The 19,531-nt window shown below is 59.3% G+C and carries 19 protein-coding genes; 7 read left to right on the top strand and 12 right to left on the bottom strand.

Annotated features, from left to right (window positions below; all coding sequences use genetic code 11):
* Positions 1 to 72 precede the first annotated feature (72 nt).
* Positions 73 to 471, top strand: coding sequence for a VOC family protein (locus SMC5_RS05140; RefSeq protein WP_119119870.1), 399 nt, complete (start codon positions 73 to 75; stop codon positions 469 to 471).
* An 80-nt stretch (positions 472 to 551) separates the two neighbouring features.
* On the opposite strand, the gene SMC5_RS05135 is transcribed toward SMC5_RS05140, so the two are convergent.
* From SMC5_RS05135 to SMC5_RS05100, 8 genes are all read right to left on the bottom strand, one after another.
* Complete coding sequence (locus tag SMC5_RS05135) at positions 552 to 878, bottom strand: SHOCT domain-containing protein (protein ID WP_165848985.1); 327 nt, start codon at positions 876 to 878, stop codon at positions 552 to 554.
* Positions 879 to 1,044: 166 nt separating this feature from the next.
* Positions 1,045 to 2,010, bottom strand: coding sequence for a nuclease-related domain-containing protein (locus SMC5_RS05130; RefSeq protein WP_165846256.1), 966 nt, complete (start codon positions 2,008 to 2,010; stop codon positions 1,045 to 1,047).
* 103 nt (positions 2,011 to 2,113) lie between these two features.
* On the bottom strand, positions 2,114 to 2,653 hold the full coding sequence (locus SMC5_RS05125) for a DUF6448 family protein (RefSeq protein WP_119119867.1): 540 nt from the start codon (positions 2,651 to 2,653) through the stop codon (positions 2,114 to 2,116).
* Between the two features lie 132 nt (positions 2,654 to 2,785).
* Complete coding sequence (locus SMC5_RS05120; RefSeq protein ID WP_119119866.1) at positions 2,786 to 3,268, bottom strand: hypothetical protein; 483 nt, start codon at positions 3,266 to 3,268, stop codon at positions 2,786 to 2,788.
* Between the two features lie 347 nt (positions 3,269 to 3,615).
* Positions 3,616 to 4,482, bottom strand: coding sequence for a nucleotidyl transferase AbiEii/AbiGii toxin family protein (locus tag SMC5_RS05115; protein ID WP_119119865.1), 867 nt, complete (start codon positions 4,480 to 4,482; stop codon positions 3,616 to 3,618).
* Positions 4,479 to 5,135, bottom strand: a complete 657-nt coding sequence (locus SMC5_RS05110; protein WP_119119864.1) for a type IV toxin-antitoxin system AbiEi family antitoxin domain-containing protein — start codon at positions 5,133 to 5,135, stop codon at positions 4,479 to 4,481. The genes SMC5_RS05115 and SMC5_RS05110 overlap by 4 nt, the downstream gene beginning before the upstream one ends.
* A gap of 285 nt (positions 5,136 to 5,420) precedes the next feature.
* Positions 5,421 to 5,864 carry an Hsp20/alpha crystallin family protein gene (locus tag SMC5_RS05105; protein ID WP_119119863.1) on the bottom strand — a complete coding sequence of 148 codons (444 nt, stop codon included), beginning with the start codon at positions 5,862 to 5,864 and terminating at the stop codon, positions 5,421 to 5,423.
* 290 nt (positions 5,865 to 6,154) lie between these two features.
* Entirely contained in the window at positions 6,155 to 6,874 is a 720-nt protein-coding gene (locus SMC5_RS05100) for a cation transporter (protein WP_119119862.1), read from the bottom strand.
* Between the two features lie 212 nt (positions 6,875 to 7,086).
* On the opposite strand from SMC5_RS05100, the gene SMC5_RS05095 reads away from it, so the two are divergent.
* From SMC5_RS05095 to SMC5_RS05085, 3 genes are all read left to right on the top strand, one after another.
* On the top strand, positions 7,087 to 7,491 hold the full coding sequence (locus tag SMC5_RS05095) for a hypothetical protein (protein ID WP_119119861.1): 405 nt from the start codon (positions 7,087 to 7,089) through the stop codon (positions 7,489 to 7,491).
* 133 nt (positions 7,492 to 7,624) lie between these two features.
* On the top strand, positions 7,625 to 8,503 hold the full coding sequence (locus SMC5_RS05090) for a cyanophycinase (protein WP_119119860.1): 879 nt from the start codon (positions 7,625 to 7,627) through the stop codon (positions 8,501 to 8,503).
* On the top strand, positions 8,500 to 9,678 hold the full coding sequence (locus SMC5_RS05085; protein WP_119119859.1) for an amidohydrolase: 1,179 nt from the start codon (positions 8,500 to 8,502) through the stop codon (positions 9,676 to 9,678). The genes SMC5_RS05090 and SMC5_RS05085 overlap by 4 nt, the downstream gene beginning before the upstream one ends.
* An 88-nt stretch (positions 9,679 to 9,766) precedes the next feature.
* Here SMC5_RS05085 and SMC5_RS05080 read toward each other — a convergent pair whose 3' ends face one another.
* From SMC5_RS05080 to SMC5_RS05070, 3 genes are all read right to left on the bottom strand, one after another.
* Positions 9,767 to 10,702 (bottom strand): ABC transporter permease, encoded by a 936-nt coding sequence (locus SMC5_RS05080; RefSeq protein WP_207799086.1) that lies wholly within the window; start codon positions 10,700 to 10,702, stop codon positions 9,767 to 9,769.
* A gap of 9 nt (positions 10,703 to 10,711) precedes the next feature.
* Complete coding sequence (locus SMC5_RS05075) at positions 10,712 to 11,731, bottom strand: ABC transporter permease (protein WP_119119858.1); 1,020 nt, start codon at positions 11,729 to 11,731, stop codon at positions 10,712 to 10,714.
* Positions 11,732 to 11,827: 96 nt separating this feature from the next.
* Positions 11,828 to 14,041 (bottom strand): ABC transporter substrate-binding protein, encoded by a 2,214-nt coding sequence (locus tag SMC5_RS05070; RefSeq protein WP_119119857.1) that lies wholly within the window; start codon positions 14,039 to 14,041, stop codon positions 11,828 to 11,830.
* Between the two features lie 323 nt (positions 14,042 to 14,364).
* Between SMC5_RS05070 and SMC5_RS05065 the strand changes: the two genes are divergently transcribed.
* Entirely contained in the window at positions 14,365 to 15,843 is a 1,479-nt protein-coding gene (locus tag SMC5_RS05065) for a sensor domain-containing diguanylate cyclase (RefSeq protein ID WP_119119856.1), read from the top strand.
* 10 nt (positions 15,844 to 15,853) lie between these two features.
* Positions 15,854 to 16,417, top strand: a complete 564-nt coding sequence (locus tag SMC5_RS05060; protein WP_165848984.1) for a GNAT family N-acetyltransferase — start codon at positions 15,854 to 15,856, stop codon at positions 16,415 to 16,417.
* Between the two features lie 21 nt (positions 16,418 to 16,438).
* Here the strand turns inward: SMC5_RS05060 and SMC5_RS05055 are convergent, their stop codons facing one another.
* The gene (locus tag SMC5_RS05055; protein WP_119119854.1) at positions 16,439 to 18,268 is read right to left on the bottom strand and encodes a transketolase; all 1,830 of its coding nucleotides are present in this window, start codon (positions 18,266 to 18,268) and stop codon (positions 16,439 to 16,441) included.
* Positions 18,269 to 18,413: 145 nt separating this feature from the next.
* Between SMC5_RS05055 and SMC5_RS05050 the strand changes: the two genes are divergently transcribed.
* Positions 18,414 to 19,355 (top strand): phosphotransferase family protein, encoded by a 942-nt coding sequence (locus SMC5_RS05050; protein WP_165848983.1) that lies wholly within the window; start codon positions 18,414 to 18,416, stop codon positions 19,353 to 19,355.
* Positions 19,356 to 19,531: the final 176 nt, after the last annotated feature.

Below are 19,531 nucleotides of genomic sequence, written 5' to 3'. Positions count from 1 at the left end.
CTTGCATGTTGCGGGGTGTGGAGTATGGTTGGGTTAGAGGCCCAGGAGGCCTGAAATCACGGGAGGTGTGACATGTCACGACCGATTCACTTTGACTTGGGGGCGGCAGACCCGGCACGTGCGATTGCATTTTATAAGACCGCGTTTGGCTGGACCGTGGAGAAATGGAATGGACCGACCGAGTACTACCTCATCACGACGGGTGCTCCTCGCGAACCCGGTATCAACGGGGGTCTTGCACCGTCCAAGGACGAGGGCGTCGACACGAACCTGACCTTGGGTGTCGCGTCGCTGGAAGAGGCCATGGCGCGTGTCACTGTTGCCGGAGGTACGATCGTGGGCGACATCCACACGAGCCCCGGGGTGGGACGCATGGTGACCTGCAAGGACACGGAAGGCAACAGCTTTGGTCTGATAGAGGAGCAACGGCCCGATAAGCACGTCGAACTGGGCGAGCTGTCAGGCGTCTAGGGAACTGAGGTCAGGGTCGGCCTGACCGGGACATGCAAAAACCCCTGTGCCGCAAATGGGCACAGGGGTGAGTGTTTTTGTTACGGCTGCTTCTCGCCGTTCAGGACCTTCAGTCGCTCTTCGTACTCTTCCTTGGTGATATCGCCTCCAGCAAACCTCTTCCTGAGGATAGCCAGAGCTTCGTCCTGCATGCCGTGCATCGGGCCGTGATCGTCATACATGCCATACATCCCGTGCATGCCGTGCATACCATGCATACCGCAACTCATGCCATGTCGTCTCCACGTCACCATACGAATGATCCAGACAATGACCGCGATGAAGAAGATCAGGCACAGCAGGCCCAGAAACATACCCCCGAAACCAAACATACCTCGTCCCCCACCATATCTGCCAAATTCCATCATAGATATCATTTCTCCTTTCCATGGAGCGCCTTCGCGTCCCTGTACTTTCTACTTTCTATACGCATCATATAGAGGTTTCGTACATTCGATTGTGAAGGTGGAACGGCTGACAACTGTGGTCTGGCCCACAGGGCTGCTACGACGTTCATTGCTCGTTCTGGCGATCCTAAGTCAGGATCCTGCAGACGTCGGCAATCTGCTGGACCGATACCAGCGGGGAACCGTACTGGACGTATGCGAGCAGGCGTGCAGTGGGCATGATGGCGACATGGGCTCCACCCGACCGGGTGGGCGGAGCACCTCCACAGGCAACAACAGAGCGGACGATCTGGTCGCATCCCGCGTCTTTCAGGATATGGGAGCAGAGGAAGGACGCCCTCGTTACCTGCAGCACGGGGTCCGCTTCGTCACCGTCTGCGGCGACAGTACTGCTCCAGTTCCGGGTCTCGATGGCATAGAGACCCGGGGGGCCGACAAGAAGGTGGTCCAACTGCGCTGTTTTCAGGTAGCTGTCTTCGAATGGAACGTCCTGGTTGGTGCTGAGGTGCAGGTCGTTGATCAGGACGAAGTCGTCCGGAAGGGTGTTGAGCGTCCTGATGACCGCACGTTCTGCGATAGCATTGGCCAGGACACCAGAATGGGCGAGGACTTCGACGCCCTTGACGATGCGGCGGGCGCCTTCGACACGCCTCGCGACCTCGGTGTCGCGGTCGGCGATGAAATCTTCAAGGGCACGTTCAGCGGGAAGGACGGCACGTGACCTCACGCGTACCTGCGCGCGTTCCTGGGCCTGCCGACTCAGACGGGACAACCCGGCCCACAGGCGGGTCGCCGCACGCAAACTCTCGGGGTCTGAGCTGCCAGCCAAGCGTGCCGTCTCCTGCCCAGAGCGGGCATGAATGCGGGCAATGTCCTCGGCACTGGTGGATCGCTGTTCTGCCAAATCGTGTTCCAGGGCGGCTTGCTGGAGTGCCAGGTCGTCCCGCGCCAGCGTATCCTGCTGATACAGGACCTTCTGGGCACGAGCCAGCTGGATACCAACGTCGGACGGTTCGTCCACGACGATACCGGCCGTGCGTGCCATGACCAGTACGTCCTTCCATGCCCCGCTTGTACCGATGATTCTTGCCACGTTTCTGCCTCCCCGTCCCAGTGACAGTATAGGCGCAGGGCGGCCTTGTGTTCGTCGACCGCCCGACGTCGTCTTGCTCATACGACTATGACATTTATGCGGGTCAGTGGTGGTGCTCTTCGGCTCCCTCGCCGTGTCCGCCGGCGTGACGGATGAAGACATGGAGCTTGTTGGAATAAGTCAGCAGGTCGAGCATGGCCCCTACGTACTTGCGTGCAGCGGCGACATCATCCGGGTCGTAGGAGCGGGTGGCTCGGACCTGGGCGAACCGCTTGCCAATCTCTTCCTCGACGGCGCCGGTCAGGAAGGCGATGAGCCCGGCGGTGTCGTTGTCCTCGATCGCCCGCTCGGCGCGGGGAATAACAGGTCCCTCGTCGAGTCCAGCGGGCTTGACCCCGGTATAGGGCTCGCCTTCGCCAGTACGGTGTAGCCGCACGGCAGTCTCGAAAAACCACTGGTCCGCTAGCAAGAGCGCGTCGGCGCCCTTGTCGCGCACAGCCATGGTCCTCCGGAAGGCTTCGCTGAGTTCCGCTTCGGCGTCCTGGGGGGCCCAGGGAAGGATGAGCTTGACGTTGCCTGCGGCCAGGGCCTGTCGGGCGGCCTTGACGACCGGTCCGTCCATTGTGTCACAATGTGGAGGCATAGAAATCATCTCCTTTGTCGTGTAGTGGTCGGTGATATGTGCGATACGACCAGGCCCGGGCGGTGCCCGTCAGGTGCTGTCTCCAGCCGCAAAGGAACATCTTCGTCCTTTGGCGACAGGAGGGCACTCCGTTCAGCTGATGCCGTACCAGTTGCCGCTGTTCAGGTCCCCCTCAAAGATCTGTCGGTCTTCGGTGTTGGTAATGCGTGTGCCGGCCTCGCGTGCAAGCTCGAGATAGCGGGTCGCCTCGGGCTCGTTGCCTGCCAGAGCATTTGCACGGGCGATGGCCTCGCAGGCGTAGGCGAGGTCGAACGGCGCCATTTCACCCGGAGAGGTCTCCGTGAGCTCCAGGCAGCGCCTGGCGTGCGCAATGGCCGCCGGTGCGTCTCCCAGCACGGTGTACACGCGCGAGAGCATCCACTCGGCGCGCTGGTGATGGACGGCGGTCCCAGCCTGCAGCCAGTGGTACGCCGACGCCCAGGCGGCATACAGCATGCACTCGTCGTCTGCACTCGAGCGGTCTGTGGTATCCAGCAGTTCCCAGACCTCCCCGTTCAGCTGACTGGCGAACTCGCCGTGTGCTTCGTCAAGGGTGTACAGTCTCTCGTCGTCCATGCAATCACCTCCGCAGAGCCTTCCATGAAACGGGAGCCCTGCCTGTACTGTAGCCCTTCTGGGACTGCGGGTCAAGCTCCCGCATCATCCTGACAAGACTGGATTCCCGCCTTCGCCAAAAGCACCCCTCACCTTGAACCAACGGGCTCGGGGGAAAGCACCCCTCACCTTGAACCAAAGGGCTCGGGGGGCAGAGCACCACTCAGAAGCACCCCTCGTATTGAACTGAAATACTCGGGGGCATTGAAAAGAAATGCTCAGGAAATACGCTCCTCGGATTGAACAAAAGTCCTCGGGGGGGAATGACAGGGAGGTGCGGCGATGGCATGTTACGTGAACTGGCCATCCTATTTTGTGAGTAATGCTTCCTCCAGTGCCTTCAGTTGTGCGGGGAGGACCTCGTGCATGTTTGTGCTGAAGGCTTCAAGTTCCTGTTCAGTCTCGATGAAGGGCCGCAGGTCAGCGGCGACTTGCTGGGCATCGAGAGATGCTGCCTTGTCTGCTGCACTCCGGACGACGCTGACTGCGCTGTCTGCTCCAAGCAGAGCAAGAACTCGTGGCCAGAGCGGCTGGAGCTTCCACTCCTGCTGTTGCGCTTTCTGAAGAAACCACATGAGGTCAAAGACATCACGTCCCTTGAATGGCTGTGTCTGGGAGGATCCTCTCGTGTAGTCCCATCCAAGGAAGGCAGCCAGCTTGCTGGCGAAGAGTGTGGGGAGGTCGTACGCCCGGACGAAGAACATCGTCTTGGCTGTGCTGACAGGGTTCACCTGTGTGCCGTAGATACCGGTTGGTTCAGCTGCAATGTCACAGCGAAGCAGGAGGTTGGGGGTGTCAGCAGACGAGTGGACCAGCCCCAGCTGTTGCAGGATCGGGAAGACCAGCGTGACCGACGTCCCGTTTCCACTGACTCTCGTGGTCATGTGACGATACTGGAGCGCTTTGCTGACGTATTCCCGGAGATCTGCCACGAACGACACAACGTCTGGCTGCCCAGGGACATCGAAGTCCAGGTCTTCGGACAGTCGGGGGAGTCCATATAGCTTGCGCAGACATGTGCCACCGGTGAACAGGTAGTTTCGATACTGCGGATGGTTGTAGACGAAGGCCAGAACCTCATCCTGCAGGACCTCTTTCAATCTGGTGCGCAGGAAGAGAGGGTTGAAACTTTTGCCTGACTGAGCCATGATGGACGCAAGTCGTTCCTCAATCATACGATTCCCTCCGCGGTCAGAATCGACAGGATGCGCTTCATCTTTGGGACGCCGCTGGTGTGGATAGTTGCGACAAGCCTCTTCTTCTCCGACGGGCGCAACGCATCCCAGTTGAGCCGCCCGGTCTCGAGCAGGTAGGAACGCATCGCGCTCGACGTGCTGAATGGCCGTAGATAGAGCATGTCGAACAGCGCCTTGGCGGGAGAGGCAATGCGGACTTCAAGGCCATGATATGCCTCAAGACCATATCCTGTGAACAGATCGCTCCGGATGCTCCGGTAGACAAACCTCCCGAGGGGTGTCGCGTACATGCGAGGAGTCTTGGTCGTGATGCAGGTCAGGGCAAACGGCGATTCGGGGATCATGCCCGCTTTCTCCAGGACATACTCGAGCGACAGGTAAGAGGGAGCGCGCACGATGCCCGAGAGATATTCAAGGTATCGCCGTGTCTGCTCGGGGCTGGACTGCGCTGCTCGCCAGGCCGCTGTCGGTGCATAGAGACCGCTGCGCAGTCTGAGGAGATCCCCCGTGGTCTGCATGCGCTGGACGCGATAATCGAGCGTGGCGGGGGAGACACCCAGGAGGACACCAAGGTTCTGCTTGGTGACGACGGGCATTGTTGCAATTGCTTCCAGTGTACGAGAGCCAATCATGTTCTGCTCCAGTATTACTAAACTTCTTCCATAATAATGGAGCAGAACGTTACTCCTGTCAAGAAGGCTGTGACGCGACGTCAATCGTCCACTGAACTGTCATTCGTGCCTTCGCGGCAGAGCGCCCCTCAGAAGCACCCCTCGTATTGAACTGAAATACTCGGGGGCATTGGACTAACATGCTCGGGGGGAACGACCGGCAATACCTGTGGTGCCTGCCAAAGCAGCACGCCCCGGCCATTGTCCTGACCGGGGCGTCGTGTTGGTAGTACAGACCAGCGCGTGCTAGTCTACGTGGATCGTCTTGGTGTCCGTGTTCTGGGCTTTCTTGGGCACTGTCAACTCGAGTACCCCGTTTTCCATATGGGCAGTGACATTCTCGATGTCGACAGGTTCCTCGAAGTGGAACTTGCGCTCGTAGATTCCGCCCATGCGCTCACGGTACACGGTCTTCAGGGTCTCGTCCTCCTTCTTCTCCTCTGCGGCCGTCTGGATGCTGAGGCCGTTGTCCTCAGCTGTGATGGCGACACGCTCCTTGGTCACGCCCGGCATGTTCATGAGGATAACATACTTGGTGGCGTCTTGCTTGATGTCTGTGGCGGGCAGGCGCCCTGACCGTCCGGCTGCGCGCAGCACGGCATTCATGCGGTAGGGAAACATGTTGGTCAAGGTCGGGGTGGAACAGCAATCACTCATCGTGACAGGGTTCGTATTGGTATCGCAATACATCGTGGTGCCTCCTCTATTGTTGTCATTTCTCTCCGGTATACACCGGTCATCGTTTCATATACAGTCGCCGGCTGCCGTTCAGGGCTTCCGGTTACATCTAATGGTATACGCATTAGCAGTCTCGTGACAAGACTGCTAATCTTGAACGACCGTCATGATTCTGTAGTGGCTCTCATGCAAGTATTGGTGACGTGTGAGGAGTTTTCTAGGTTATCTCTCTAACGAGGGTGTGCCGACAACAGAGATGAGCGGCAGGAAGCAGGGGATATGAGGTGTGGAGCGAGCTTGTGTCAGCCGGTCGTCGAGGGTCGAGCGGGACGGTTCCTGAGCAGCAGGATGCAGTCGCGGATCAGCAGGACTGCACCGACGCTCATGGCGGCTCCGATCAGCAACGACGCGGCAGGGTCGGCCCATGTGTGACCCGCAGCCGCGAGGGCGATGCCCACGATACCAGCGGCATAGCAGATCTCATCCTTAATGAGCGACAGGAGGCGCAGACGTATCGATGAGCCTTCTCTGGCACTTCGGACGATGTCGAACAGGGGGATGTTGACCAGCAGCATGCCTACCGCCAGTACCGCGATGGCGAGGGCAGGGTTGACCGTCCTGAATGCGCCGCCACGGATCAGGGTCGCCAGTGCCCTCCAGAGGGTACCGACGCTCAGGAACAGGATGATGAATGTCGCGGAGATAAGTGCGGCAGCGTTGCGCCTGCGGCCCCTCCTCCATCTCAGGTACATGTCGACCGGTTTCTGCGACCAGGCCAGGGCGAGGAGGACGACAACAGCCACCACGGCGTTGGCGAGTGTCGCAAACGCCTGTGCGAGGACGGCCAGCATGTGAGTGATGAAGTAGCTGGTCAATTGGACGATGAAGATGGTAATATAGCCCACAACCGCAAATGCGAGTCCGCGGCTTGCGCGTCGAATCTCCTGCATCATGTCCAGCCCGAGCGTCGAGCCGGGTACGGTGGTTGCATCTGGTCTATGTCTGGCACTGCCACGTCGCACGATAGTCTTCTCCTTGCCAAAGGATCTTCTCTTATTCCGATGATATGGTGCCACAGTGAGACGATATTTCAAGAGCAGAAATCGCAGGTCCAGTTCCGATGTTCACGTGGGTATACTATCATCTTATCGCTGCGAGCCACGACCGGCTGTGGTATGAGTCGCGTGCTGCGCTATACTAAAAATTACGCCAGTTGGCGCTGAGGAGGTAGCACATGGACCCATTGTGGGTACTCGTCATATTGATCGGCGGCGCATCGTTGTGCGTTGCAGGCACTTTCATCTTCATAGCTGTCAAGATAGCGAGCGTGGCGCGTCAGGTTGTTCCCAAGGTGACCGAAATGCAGGAGCAGTTGACTGCTGCCGGTGTCGAGATCGCCAAGGTCTCCGAAGCTGTCCAGTCCGCTGAAGCGCAGTTCAACCATCTTGCCGACAAGGCCGCCATAGCCTCCAGTCGAGTAGCGAAGGTCGTGAACGTGGTGCCGCGCGTCATGCACGTGGTCCGCGACGCCGATATCAAGGCGGAGGCAACCGTGCGCGCCGTAGGGATCGTGGCTGCCAGAGCGATCAAGGATGTCCGTGAGCGGTCCTCGTCTTCGCAAGAGGTCACACTGAAATAGGTCTCCTATCTTGTAACACAACTGGGTAATTCCTCTGGTACATCATGTTGAGGGGCGTTTCCGGACATCTCGCAGTGCCTAGTGTTTGTCCTTGCACTGTGGATAAGTTTGTCGGGCTGAGGGGAGAAAAGACGTGAGTGACAAGGAAGTTGAGCGGCGCGCTGGTCCGGCCGGAAGCCTGTTCATCATCGGAGGTGGGCTGCGATCTGTGTCCATGATGCGTGCGTACATTGATCTGTGCGGGGGAGTTGATGCTCCAGTCGTCATTGTTCCGTTTGCCAGCACAACACCAGTGGAGCAGGGCGAACGCATGAAACAGGAAATGCAGAGTCTTGGTTGCACCCACGTGACTGTTCTGGATCGTACCCTTGCATCACCTTCTGTGGACGAGGTACGCTCAGCGGCCGGCATCTATTTCATCGGCGGTGACCAAAGTCGGCTGCGCGATTGCCTGACGGGGACATCCACGCTGGCTGCTATCCGGAAGGCATATGAGCGGGGTGCTGTTGTCGGAGGCACCAGCGCGGGGGCCGCGGTCATGAGTCGGGTCATGTTGAGCGGCAACGAACTCCAGAACCCCGGTGTCGTGAGCCCCGACGAGGGAGATGCGATCGATGCCTTCTCACGGATCCAGCTGGGGAACATCGAGACAACCGAAGGCTTCGGCTTCCTTGAAGGCTGTGTTGTCGACCAACATTTCGTTCGGCGCAAGCGTGAGAACCGCCTGATCAGCGTTGTCCTCGAGCATCCTGACCTGCTGGGTATCGGCATCGACGAGTCGACGGCGATCATCGTCGCTGGCGGGCGCTTCGAGGTGTTGGGCAAGAGCTGTGTCATCGTGCTGGACGATGCCCACGCGACGGACGTGGGCATCGGTCGAGGCGGCAGCCTGAGGTGCGTCGGACTGACGATGCACGTGCTGACTGAGGGTCAGCGTTTTGATCTTGCCACGCGAACGGTTATGCCGTCCACGCGACCACAATTCGCGTCTGGTGAAGGAGGAACGATATGAAGGATACAGTCTTGCGCGCGGCTGATGATGCCCGGACTGAACTGTTGGAGCTGAGTCACCGAATCCATGACGACCCCGAGCTGGGGATGCAGGAGCACCACGCCGTTCAGTGGCAGTCTGAGGTGCTGCAACATCACGGTTTTGAAGTCCAGACGCCGTATGGTGGTCTTGAAACGGCATATCGTGCAACATGTCATGGCAGGTCTGCCGGGCCGCGCATCGCCTTCCTCGCGGAATATGACGCCCTGCGTGGTGTCGGACATGGGTGCGGTCACAACGTTATTGCGGCGTCTTCCGTGGGTGCCGGCATCGCGCTGGTGTCTGTCATGGACGAGATGGACGGCGACGTCGTGGTCATCGGGACTCCGGCCGAGGAGACTATCGGTGGCAAGATTATCCTGGCCGAGCACGGAGCTTTCGACGATGTCGATTTTGCCCTCATGGTGCACCCTGACACCACCAATTTGGTCAAGAGAGGCGGGCGGGCTGCGGTGACCATCAACATCACCTATGACGGACGGGGCGCACACTCCGCCGGTCCTGAGGACGGCATCAACGCGCTGGCCTCGCTGATCGCAGCGTTCAACGGCATCGATGCCGTGAGGCAGGCGTGGGCGCTGACCGAACGGCCGACGATCAACGGTATCATCACTGCGGGCGGCAGCGCCTCCAACATCATCTGTGACCACGCAGTGGCAGAGTTCACGGCCAGGGCGGATTCACGCCGGTTCCTCAAGAAGATGATCGAGGACGTACGGCGTGCCGCGGAGGCGGGGGCGCTGATCACCGGGGCGAAGCTGACCTTTACGACGGATCTCATCTATGCTGAGCGTCATCCGAACCATGTCATGGGCGATACGTTCAAGACCAATATGGAGAGCCTGGGCGAGAAGATGAACGAGCCGGACCCCACTGCGGCGACCGGCTCATCAGATATCGGCAACGTGTCACTGCTGGTACCCAGTATCCATGAGTACCTATGGATCGCGCCCGAGGGGACACTGGCCCACACGGACGTGTTCTGTGCGGCGGCAGCCAGTTCACGGGCCGACGACGTCGTCCTTCTTGCGGCAAAAGGTCTGGCTATGACCGGATATGATCTCTTGACCGATGCTGACTTGCGTCAACGGGTGCGGGCAGAGTTCACTGCCTCGGGTTTGCCGGATCGCGGGTAGTCTTCCTCGATTTCATAGGAGTACACACAGGGACCGGAACCCATCTCAGTTCCGGTCCCTGTGTCACAATGATGTGTTATATGTGTGGCTACAGCTTCAGACGTGGGTCCAGTGCGTCACGCAGGCCGTCCCCCAGGAAGTTGAACCCCAGCACGGTGACGAAGATGGCGAGGCCTGGCCACCAGATCAGCCACGGAGCAGAAAACATGTAGTTCTGCGAGTTGGTGAGCATGTTGCCCCAGCTCGGAATGGGCTGTGGGATGCCCAGGCCAAGGAAGCTGAGTGACGCCTCGTGGATGATGGTGCCGCTGATGGACATCGAGAAACTGACGATGATGGGCGCCATTGTGTTTGGCAGCAGGTGGTTGAACATGATGCGCCAGCCGGAGGCGCCGATTGCGCGGGCGGATTCGACATATTCTTGTTCCTTGAGTGACAGTACCTGACCCCGGACCAGTCGAGCGCTGCTCATCCATCCAAAGGTGACGATGACCAGGATTAGCTGGAAGACGCCGCCCTTCAAGACGGCCGACAGGATGACCATGAGGACAAGAGACGGGATACAGAGCATCATGTCGGTGAAGCGCATAGCAAGGATGTCGACCCATCCGCCGAAGTAGCCGGAGATAAGGCCCACGATCGTGCCGATCACGATACAGAGGAAGCTTGCGACGATACCGATAAACAGGGAGACGCGGGCGCCGTACAGCAGCCGGGACCATGCATCGCGCGCGAGTTCATCCGTACCAAGAATGTGGCTCGGCATGGGAGGCATGAGCTCAGGGCGGCCGATTTCAACGGGTGCCTCGTTGACATTGAGCATGCGGTAGGGATCATTGCCCATCGAGAGCGGTTTGGCAAGAACGGCCATGAGTACGACGAGGATGATAATCACCAGACCGGCCATAGCCATTTTGTTGCGGCGCAGACGACGGAAGACGGCTGACCACATTGATGTTGACGCGGCCGTCGCATTCTGCACTGGTTCATCATTCATGACTTCGGGGGAGGAGGGCTCGGGCATGGCAGCCTCCTAACTGTACCGGATGCGTGGATCGACCACCGCGTAGAGGATGTCGGCGAGCAGACTGCCGGACATCACGAGGATCGCGTCCATCATGACGATGGCCATGCCGACGAAGATGTCGTTGCCCAGCACAGCTTGGATCGTGAGGCGGCCCATGCCATCCAGACTGAACACCTGTTCCGTGATCATGGCGCCTGCCAGCAAAGTCGGCAAGGACAGACCGATGAGCGTAATGATGGGCGTCATGGCGTTACGCAGCGCATGCTTGAACAGGATGGTGCGCTCGGGGGCTCCCTTGGCGCGCGCGGTGCGGATATAGTCCTGGCGAATGACCTCCAGCATCGAGCTGCGGATATACCTCATCCACGAGCCGACGTCCATCAGGCTCAGCACGACGACCGGCAGGATAAGGTGTTTTGCCCGGTCAGCAAACTGCATGATCCAGGGCGCGGCGTAGAAATCGACTTGGCTGCCGCTCACGGTCAGCAGGTCCGTGTGCATGCCTCCGATCGGAAGCCAGCCAAGCTTGAGGCCGAACAGAAGCAACAGCATCAGGCCGAACCAGAATGCCGGCATCGACATCCCGAAGAACGCGAAGAATGTGCCGACGTAGTCACCGATACTGTACTGGCGGATGGCGGAATAAATGCCGAGGGGCAGGGCGATGACAAACGCGAAGATCAAGGACGAGATGCCCAGTGTCAGCGTCATTGGTATCTTCTGCAGGATGAGGGCGCGTGCCGTCTGACCGGGTGCCAGGATCGAGAACCCCCACCCATTGCCGTGACTTGGGGCAAAGGTGCTCGTGACAAATTCCTTGACCCAGTAGAAGTAACGGACCAGAAATGGCTTGTCCCAGTTCCATTGGTGCATCAGGCGGGCTACGTCCTCAGCCTTGATGTGTGGGTTGAGGAGGAGCTGGTGGAACGGGTCCCCCTGCAGTGTGAGCAGCCAGAAGGTAATGAAAGAGATCCCGACAAACAGTGGGATAAGTTGTAGCACTCGCCGCGTGATGAAGTTTCGCACTTCCACCTCCCAAAAAGACAGGCATTCCCAGGCTGCAGTATGCAGCCTGGGAATGTAGATTTCTAGCGGATGCTTACTGAAACTCCTTGCGCGGGGCTACTTACGCCACCAGTACCGCAGATTCCAAGTGTAAGAAGCAGTACCAGAATCGACGGAGTAGTCGATACCACCGATCGTCTTGCGTTCGACGCGCACGTCGGTCTCCCATGTGAGAAGAATCCAGGGGACGGTCTTGTTGATGATGCGTTGAGCATCGTAAAAAGCAGCAGTACGCTTCGCAGGGTCGACGGTCGTGACGGTTGTCATCATCGCCTTGTCGAGTGCGGCGTCCTTGAAGCGGAACCGGTCTGTGCCTACCCAGCCGTTGGCTGCGGTAGGGATTTGCGAAGAATGCCACCTGCTGTAGGCAACGGGCTGTCCGGGGTCATCCGACGTGGACGCCAAGCCCATGTCGAATTCACCCTTAGGCAGGATGTCGCCGAAGAACTTGTCGGATGCCATGGGCTTGAACTCTGTCTCGACGCCAATGGCCTTCCAGTATGCCTGGATGACGGGGAACTCGCGAGCGCGGACGGCTGATGTCGTCGTTGAGATGACGAAGTGCAGTTTGTTGCCCTTGGGATCGCGACGAATGCCGTCTGCGCCCTTCTTGTAGCCGGCAGCGTCAAGCAGCTGGTTGGCCTTCGTTGGGTTGTAGGCATACGGATCGAGCCCTGTCTTCAGCTCGAAGGGGTTGTTGATGGGGACGATATTGGTCGAGGGGACGCGGAAGCTGCGGAACACACGACGGTTGAGCTCATCGCGGTCGATCGCCATCTGCAGAGCCTGGCGCACGCGCACATCCTGTGCAGCCTGCGAGACGTCCATGTTGATTTCGAGGTGCTCGGTGTATGCCGAAGCAATATACTGGACGAAGAATGTGTTGCCCGCGCGTTGGCGCAGGACGTTGGCCTGGTCAGGGTCATCAAGGCCCATGCCGGGAATAGAAACGTCCAGTTTGCCTGCCATGAAGTTGGCGAGCATCGTGTTCGAATCCGGGATGATCCAGAACGTCACCGTATCGAAGTTGGCGCGGCCGGCGAAATACAGGGGATTGGCCTTGAGGCGGATGTAGTTGTTGGGTTCCCAGGCATCCAGCATGTACGGACCGCAGTAGGTAGGTTTCTGGTTGAAGGAGCTGGAGTTGATGTCCGCGGGATTCTTATTGTAGGCTGCCTCCAGAAGGTGAGCTGGATAGAGATTAAACAGTCCATAGTTGGCCAGCGGGTACAACTTCTTGTAGTAGACGACAACCTTGGTGGGATCACTGTCGTCGATTTTCGAGATCATGTCTTCGACGTAGCGGCTGATGACGTTGATCTTGTCGTTCTCTACCATCTCCCAGCTGAACTTGAAGTCGTGGGAGGTCACAGGGGCGCCGTCCGACCACTTGAGGCCGGGGCGCAGGCGGAACGTGACGATCATGGTATTGTTGGTCTCGTTGACCTTCCACAGTCCGTTTGCAATTGACGGGACTTCACGGGCCATCGACGGATACAGGGCACAGTTGGGTGTCTGTATGACGAGTTGGTCCTCCATGCTCGCAGTGACGACATACGAAGCTGTCATCAACGTGAGCAAGGGATTGAACAAGGAATCAGGGTTCTCTGTGAGGGCCATGCTCAGGTTGCCGCCCTGTTTGGGCGGGAAGAGTGACATGTAGATGCCATGAGCGCACTCCGCGCGCGTGGCAGAGCTGACCGGGTTGATGTTGCGCTTGACGTCCCAGACCAGAAACTGGGCTGCAGGACTGACAGCATAGGCAAGGTCAGGCAGGGCGTATGTGCCAACTGACGCCTCGTCATTAGAGAAGACAGCTTTGACAGGGGCCGAAAGAGCGGCCTGTTCCTTGCCGACTGACCGGACAAGCAGGACAGCGAGGTCCTGGCGCTTGATCGGGGTAGCAGGAGCATAAGTCGTCGACGTGACCCCCTTGACGTACCCGGCCTTGACGGCTGCTTCGATGTACCCGTAGGACCAGCGAGAAGATGAGACGTCGGTGAAGGTAGGACGAGCGGGTTTGACGAGCGCAAGGTTCTTCGCCACGACGATCATCTTGGCGAATTCCTCGCGGGTGACCTTGCCCTCAGGACGGAAGGTCCCATCGGTATATCCACCGATGATCTTCTTGGCGGCCAGGGCAGCGATCTCATCAAATGCCCAGTACGACGCGGCAACATCCTTGAAGCCGGCGGCACGTGCAGCAGCAAATGGTGCGAACATGGTGGCCAGCAGCGCAATGGCCAGTACCAGCGAACAGAGTCTCTTCATGTGTACTCTCCCCTTTCCAGAATCGATTTTCCTGACGTGAGAACGCTCCTGATTACAGTTCCCTTATTTCGCGGTCATTTCACCTCTCCCGGGTCTGTCCTGGGACAGCAGCTGACACGGTGCCTTTCAAGAGCATCTCACCCTGACCACCTTGGTAATCCAACCCTTAGCCAGCATGCTAGCGTGTTCGCAATGCCTGTCAAGGCTCAACAGCAGTAGTAATGTGATACCTCTTTGGAGTAATATCCCGAATTTCCGGAGGTCGTTCGGGGACAGTCGAGGTTGTTGCAGTCGGACCGGGGACAACTACAATAAGTTTACACATGAACAACGCTATGCTTATCCAGACCGATGAACTGGAGCGAATACTGCTGGAAACGACGCCGCGAAAAGCTGTCCAGCGGGCGGTGGATCTTATCGCCCAGTCGATACCGTCCTGCTCGGTGACCGTCCTGGGCGTAGACTTTAATCAGCGTGTGCACTTCGACGCCACCAACGGCATCCCGTGGGGCGTACTTCGAACAGTCGAGGCCAGGTTCAACCGGGAACTGCCGCGGAACGTCCTGGACATCATCCGTGGGCGTGAGATGTGCTTCATCGAGGATGTCGGGGCGTATCCCGACTGGAGGCGGCGGCCCGGCGATATTGTCAGCTACGTTGGTTTTCCGATCATCATTGACCGGCGCGTGGTCAGCATCATCAACGTGCAAACATCAACTCGAAGGCTGAAGCCCGAGGACGTCGAATCCCTGCGGCCCTTTATCCACCTCATCAGTCTGATCATCGCGCGGTACCTGAAAGAACAGCAATCTGCGAACCGTGAGAACTTCCTGTCTCTGCTGCACGAGACGACGCTTGACGGCGAGCGCGCGACAAGTGCAGTCGAATATATGAACACAGTCGTCGAGCGCATCGCGCGGCGCCTTGGCTATCAATACATCGCGCTCCTGCTATACGACGACGAGACAGAGTCCCTCGTCCTGCGGGCGCAGAAGGGATACACGAGCGAGTACGATGGGTTTGCACTGTCGGTCCATGATCGTGTAAGCGTGGTTGTACGGGCGTTCCGTTTACGGCATGCCGTCAACGTTGCTGATGTGCGTACCTGTTCGTTCTACCTGCGCGCTGTACCGGGTGGGCACTCTGACCTGGCCCTCCCATTGATGGTGGGAGATAAGGTCATTGGCGTCCTGAACCTCGAAAGCAAGAAGGTGGGCGCGTTCTCCCGCGAGGATATCCGGAACCTGACGCCCCTGGCGGCTGGTGTCGGCTTGATGCTGGCAAGCATGCAGATCAAGCAGCTCCTGCGCGAACAGGCTCTGCTGGACGGCCTCACGGGAGCACATAACCGTCATGCCATGGGCGGCATTGTTGCGGAGGAGCTGGAACGGGCCCGGCGGCACGGTCATGACGTGTCGTTTGTCATGCTGGACATCGATGAGTTCAAGTCCATCAACGACCGGCTGGGTCACGCCGAAGGTGACCGGGTCCTCGAGGCGCTGGTGGCAGTATTGCGAAAGTCTCTGCGCACCATCGACAAGGTCATCCGCTATGGCGGGGACGAGTTCCTTCTCGTCCTGCCAGAGACCTCACAGCGGGAGACCGAGCTTACGCTCGAACGACTGCGTGCAAGTATCGAGACGCAAGTCCTGACAGCAATGGGAGCAGTGTATTGTTCTGCAGGGATCGCTACGCTGCAGGGCGACCCCAAGGAAGAGGATCTGGTGCAGCTTGCAGACAAGCGCATGTATCAGGCCAAGATCAGGTACCGCGCGCAACTCGAGGAAGACCCGGGCTATTGAGATGACTGCAATGGACATGCTGCCACATGCGATCGAGGGGAAGCTCGTCTTCCTGGCTCCTGAACGGTGTGACAACGTTCTATTCTACTGGAAGTGGGCCAACGACCGCGAAGTGACGCGCTTGACGCAAGGGTACGGCAGAGCCCCCAGTCTCGAAGCGATGCAGGCCTCCTACGACAAATCCGCCGTAGCTGACGACGCCCGGCGGTTTGGCATTCATCTGATGTCGACCGGGGACCTTATCGGGAGGTGTGCGCTCAAGAACCTCAACCTCATCGTGGGGAGGGGTGAAGCGAGCATCCTCATCGGGGACGTCAAGCACCGTGGCCACGGGTATGGCACGGAAGCAATGCGCCTCCTGTGTACCGTGGGGTTCGACATGCTGGAGATGCATACGATCTTCCTGACAGTGCTTGCCTGCAATCCAGGCGCAGTCGCGTCATACCACAAGGTGGGCTTCAGGGATGCCGGTTGTCTGCGCGAGGCGAGCGCCCGCGACGGGAAGCGTGTCGATATCCTCTACATGGACCTGCTGCGCGGCGATCTGGTGCTAGACACCAAATCAGGAGCCTGACACCAGAACGGTGGACTGTCGCTATAGTTCCTGTACCCTGCGGACGATAGCTGCAGCGTCGATGTCTTCGCAGGCCAGCAGTTCCTCCGGCTTGCCACTCATCGGCAGCTTGCGCACCGCAAGTGAGAACACCGGCGTTGCGACGTCGGACAGCGCTGCTGCCACAGCTTCGCCGATACCACCCTCGGCGTAGTGGTCCTCGATCGTTATGATGGCTGCGGTCTCGGCGGCTGCCTTGTGCAGTGTCGCCAGGTCCAGCGGCTTGACGCTGTAGAGGTCGATCACCCGGGCGTGGATGTCCGCAGCAGCCAGCGTGTCTGCCGCCTTGAGGGCTTCATGGAGGGTGATCCCCGCGCCCACCAGGGTTACGCGGTCGTCGTCACTGTGGCGGAGGGTCTTGCTCCCGCCGATGGGGAACTCTTCCCCAGTCTTGTAGAGGCGTGGCAGGTCCTGCCGGGTTGTCCGCATGTAACAGATGCCATGGTGATCGGCCATCTGCCGGACGAGCGCTGCTGTGGCGGTATCGTCGGCCGGGTACAGCACGACGCTGCCGACCAGCGTGCGGAACAGGGCGATGTCTTCCAGCCCCATCTGTGAGGGACCGTCCGGCCCGATGGAGACGCCGGCGTGTGAACCCACGAACTTGATGTTGGCACGGTCCAGGGCGTACTGCGCCATGCGGATCTGGTCGAATGCGCGGGAGAAGAACGCCGCAAACGTCGAGACGAAGGGCATCTTGCCCCGTGTGCTGAACCCCAGCGCCGTAGAGACCATGTTCTGCTCGGCGATGTACATCTCGAAGAACCGTTCAGGATAGGCATTGCGGAAGGTGATGGCAAATGTCGAGTTGCTGACCTCTGCGTCCAGCACCACCATCCCGGGGTGTGTCGGCGCGATGCCCACGAGGGCGCGCCCATACGCTTCGCGCGGTGACAACGCTTTGGCGCTCACAGGCTGGTCGACCGGCACGGGAGCCCACACCGCCGGTACGGCCTGGACTGGTGCTTCGATGGTGCCGTGAAGGTTCAGGTCGACCGGGCCCAATTCGAGGACTGCGCGGTCGAACTGCTCGCCGTTCAGCGTCTTGCCGTGCCACCCGTCCTGGTTCTCGAGGAATGAGACACCCTTGCCCTTGATGGTCCGGGCGATGAGGATGGTGGGGCGGCCGCAGCTGTGGTCGATCTCACCATAGGCCGCCTGGACCGCGTCGATGTCGTGTCCATCCTCGATGACGATCGTGTGCCACCCGAAGGCGGCGAAGCGTGCCTCGTACGTTTCCAGATCCCAGCCCAGCATGGTTTCGCCGCGCTGGCCCAGCCGGTTGATGTCCAGGATGCCCACCAGGTTGTCGAGCTGGTAATGCGATGCCAGCTCCGCAGCTTCCCAGATCGAGCCTTCGGCGACTTCACTGTCACCCATCAGCACATAGGTGTTGTACGGCAGCTTGTCGACATATCGGCCGTTCATGGCGATGCCGGCGCCGATGCCCAGCCCCTGGCCGAGCGAGCCGGTCGCCGCTTCAGCATAGGCGAAGCGCGGAGTCGGGTGTCCTTCGAGGGGCGAGCCCATCCTGCGGTATGTGAGCAGTTCCTCCTGCGACAGGACGCCGGCGGCTGCATACAACGCATAGAACAGCGGTGAGGCATGACCCTTGGAGAAGATGATGCGGTCGTTGCATGGGTTCTGCGGGTGGTCCAGGTCGAAGCGGAAAGTGCCGCCAAAGAACAAGCCGGTCAACAGATCGGTCGCGGACAGCGAGGACGTCGGATGACCGGACCCTGCTTCTGTCGTCATGTGCAGGATGTCATAGCGGACTCGCGTTGCAAGCTTTGTCAGTGTCGATGTTGCCATGGTTGCCTCCCAGGCCGGACGAACCGGTTGCTGCTATCAGTGTGACGCATACCGGACTGGATGCAACAACATGCTGCGTGGCAGTCGGAAGCGTTGTACAATGAACATGCCGGCGCTGCGGTGCCAAATACCCTGGAGGACGAACATGGACGATTGCTGGGAACGATCGCTGGAGTTTGTCGAACTGGACCGGGACGCGGCTTCCCGTCTGGTCCATCAGTGTGATCTTCGTCTGACCGTGGAAGCCGTCACACCGATACGGGAGGGCTGTCGGGGATCCATCTACCGTGTCCAGGTTGCCGGCGGAACGCGGTTTCTCTTGAAGCTATTCTCCACAGAGGACAACCCTTGCGCAGGTGAACGGCAACTGCAGCACCTCCTGAAGGACGAGGTGCCGATGCCGGAGTTGTATTACGAGGGTAATGACGAGGTTCTTCATAGCTCGTTCGCGCTGTATGAGTTAGTCTGCGGCATGTCGTTGCGGGATGCTCTGCATGCCGGAGTTCGTCCAGGCGACGAATTGATCGAGCATATGGGGCGTATTGCCGCTACCATTCATAGGCACTTGTACAGTACGGTGGGATTCCTGGATGCCGGCTTGAACGTGAAACAACAGCTTCCTCCAGCAACCGAGTGGTATTCGCTGTTCCTCGGCCCGCGGGCGACGGCCCGGCTGGGACCGGAGCTGACGGCGGCTGTCCGCAAAATGGTAGATGCCGGCAGATGGGAGCTCGAAGACATGGACAGCCATCCGGCGCTGGTCCACGGCGATTTCCGTCCGACCAACATCATGGTCGACCATCAGCGTCTCGCGGGCATCGTGGACTGGGAATTTGCGATGGCGGGTCATCCCTTGTCCGACGTAGCGCAGTTCTTTCGCTATGGCGAGGACTTCGGTGAGCGTGAGCGGCGGACGTTTGAGCGCGGCTACCGGAGTATTCCCGGCATGCAGTTGCCACGGGAGTGGGAGCGCGCCGGCAGATTGCGGGATCTTGCTAATCTGCTCCAGATGATCGACGCCGAGGGAGAACGTCCCCGGAAGAATGAGGACCTGAGGCGCCTCATCGTGGGCATCGTCGTGTCATAACAGAAGAAGCAGGTGAGGGATCCCTCACCTGCTTCGTTCAGACAATGCGCATCCAGTTCTGTGGGATGGGACGTTACTCCAGCGCTTTGGGTTTCAGCGCTTTGAAGAGTTCGAACCAGAGGATGGTGCTGATGCCGACCGCTGCCGAGATGAGGATGTCGATGGGGTGCTGCGCC

The organism is Candidatus Cryosericum odellii (assembly GCF_003570935.1).
In the GTDB taxonomy this organism is placed as follows: Bacteria; Caldisericota; Caldisericia; order Cryosericales; family Cryosericaceae; genus Cryosericum; species Cryosericum odellii.
Note: the sequence above shows the minus strand (reverse complement) of the source record. Positions and strands in the feature narration are given on the sequence as shown.

What these genes read in the sequence shown, in the direction of transcription:
- SMC5_RS05140 (WP_119119870.1), top strand. Translation starts at nt 73, where the DNA reads ATGTCACGACCGATTCACTTTGACTTGGGGGCGGCAGACCCGGCACGT.
- SMC5_RS05135 (WP_165848985.1), bottom strand. Translation starts at nt 878, where the DNA reads ATGATGGAATTTGGCAGATATGGTGGGGGACGAGGTATGTTTGGTTTC.
- SMC5_RS05125 (WP_119119867.1), bottom strand. Translation starts at nt 2,653, where the DNA reads ATGCCTCCACATTGTGACACAATGGACGGACCGGTCGTCAAGGCCGCC.
- SMC5_RS05120 (WP_119119866.1), bottom strand. Translation starts at nt 3,268, where the DNA reads ATGGACGACGAGAGACTGTACACCCTTGACGAAGCACACGGCGAGTTC.
- SMC5_RS05115 (WP_119119865.1), bottom strand. Translation starts at nt 4,482, where the DNA reads ATGATTGAGGAACGACTTGCGTCCATCATGGCTCAGTCAGGCAAAAGT.
- SMC5_RS05110 (WP_119119864.1), bottom strand. Translation starts at nt 5,135, where the DNA reads ATGATTGGCTCTCGTACACTGGAAGCAATTGCAACAATGCCCGTCGTC.
- SMC5_RS05105 (WP_119119863.1), bottom strand. Translation starts at nt 5,864, where the DNA reads ATGTATTGCGATACCAATACGAACCCTGTCACGATGAGTGATTGCTGT.
- SMC5_RS05095 (WP_119119861.1), top strand. Translation starts at nt 7,087, where the DNA reads ATGGACCCATTGTGGGTACTCGTCATATTGATCGGCGGCGCATCGTTG.
- SMC5_RS05085 (WP_119119859.1), top strand. Translation starts at nt 8,500, where the DNA reads ATGAAGGATACAGTCTTGCGCGCGGCTGATGATGCCCGGACTGAACTG.
- SMC5_RS05080 (WP_207799086.1), bottom strand. Translation starts at nt 10,702, where the DNA reads ATGCCCGAGCCCTCCTCCCCCGAAGTCATGAATGATGAACCAGTGCAG.
- SMC5_RS05070 (WP_119119857.1), bottom strand. Translation starts at nt 14,041, where the DNA reads ATGAAGAGACTCTGTTCGCTGGTACTGGCCATTGCGCTGCTGGCCACC.
- SMC5_RS05065 (WP_119119856.1), top strand. Translation starts at nt 14,365, where the DNA reads ATGAACAACGCTATGCTTATCCAGACCGATGAACTGGAGCGAATACTG.
- SMC5_RS05060 (WP_165848984.1), top strand. Translation starts at nt 15,854, where the DNA reads ATGGACATGCTGCCACATGCGATCGAGGGGAAGCTCGTCTTCCTGGCT.
- SMC5_RS05055 (WP_119119854.1), bottom strand. Translation starts at nt 18,268, where the DNA reads ATGGCAACATCGACACTGACAAAGCTTGCAACGCGAGTCCGCTATGAC.
- SMC5_RS05050 (WP_165848983.1), top strand. Translation starts at nt 18,414, where the DNA reads ATGGACGATTGCTGGGAACGATCGCTGGAGTTTGTCGAACTGGACCGG.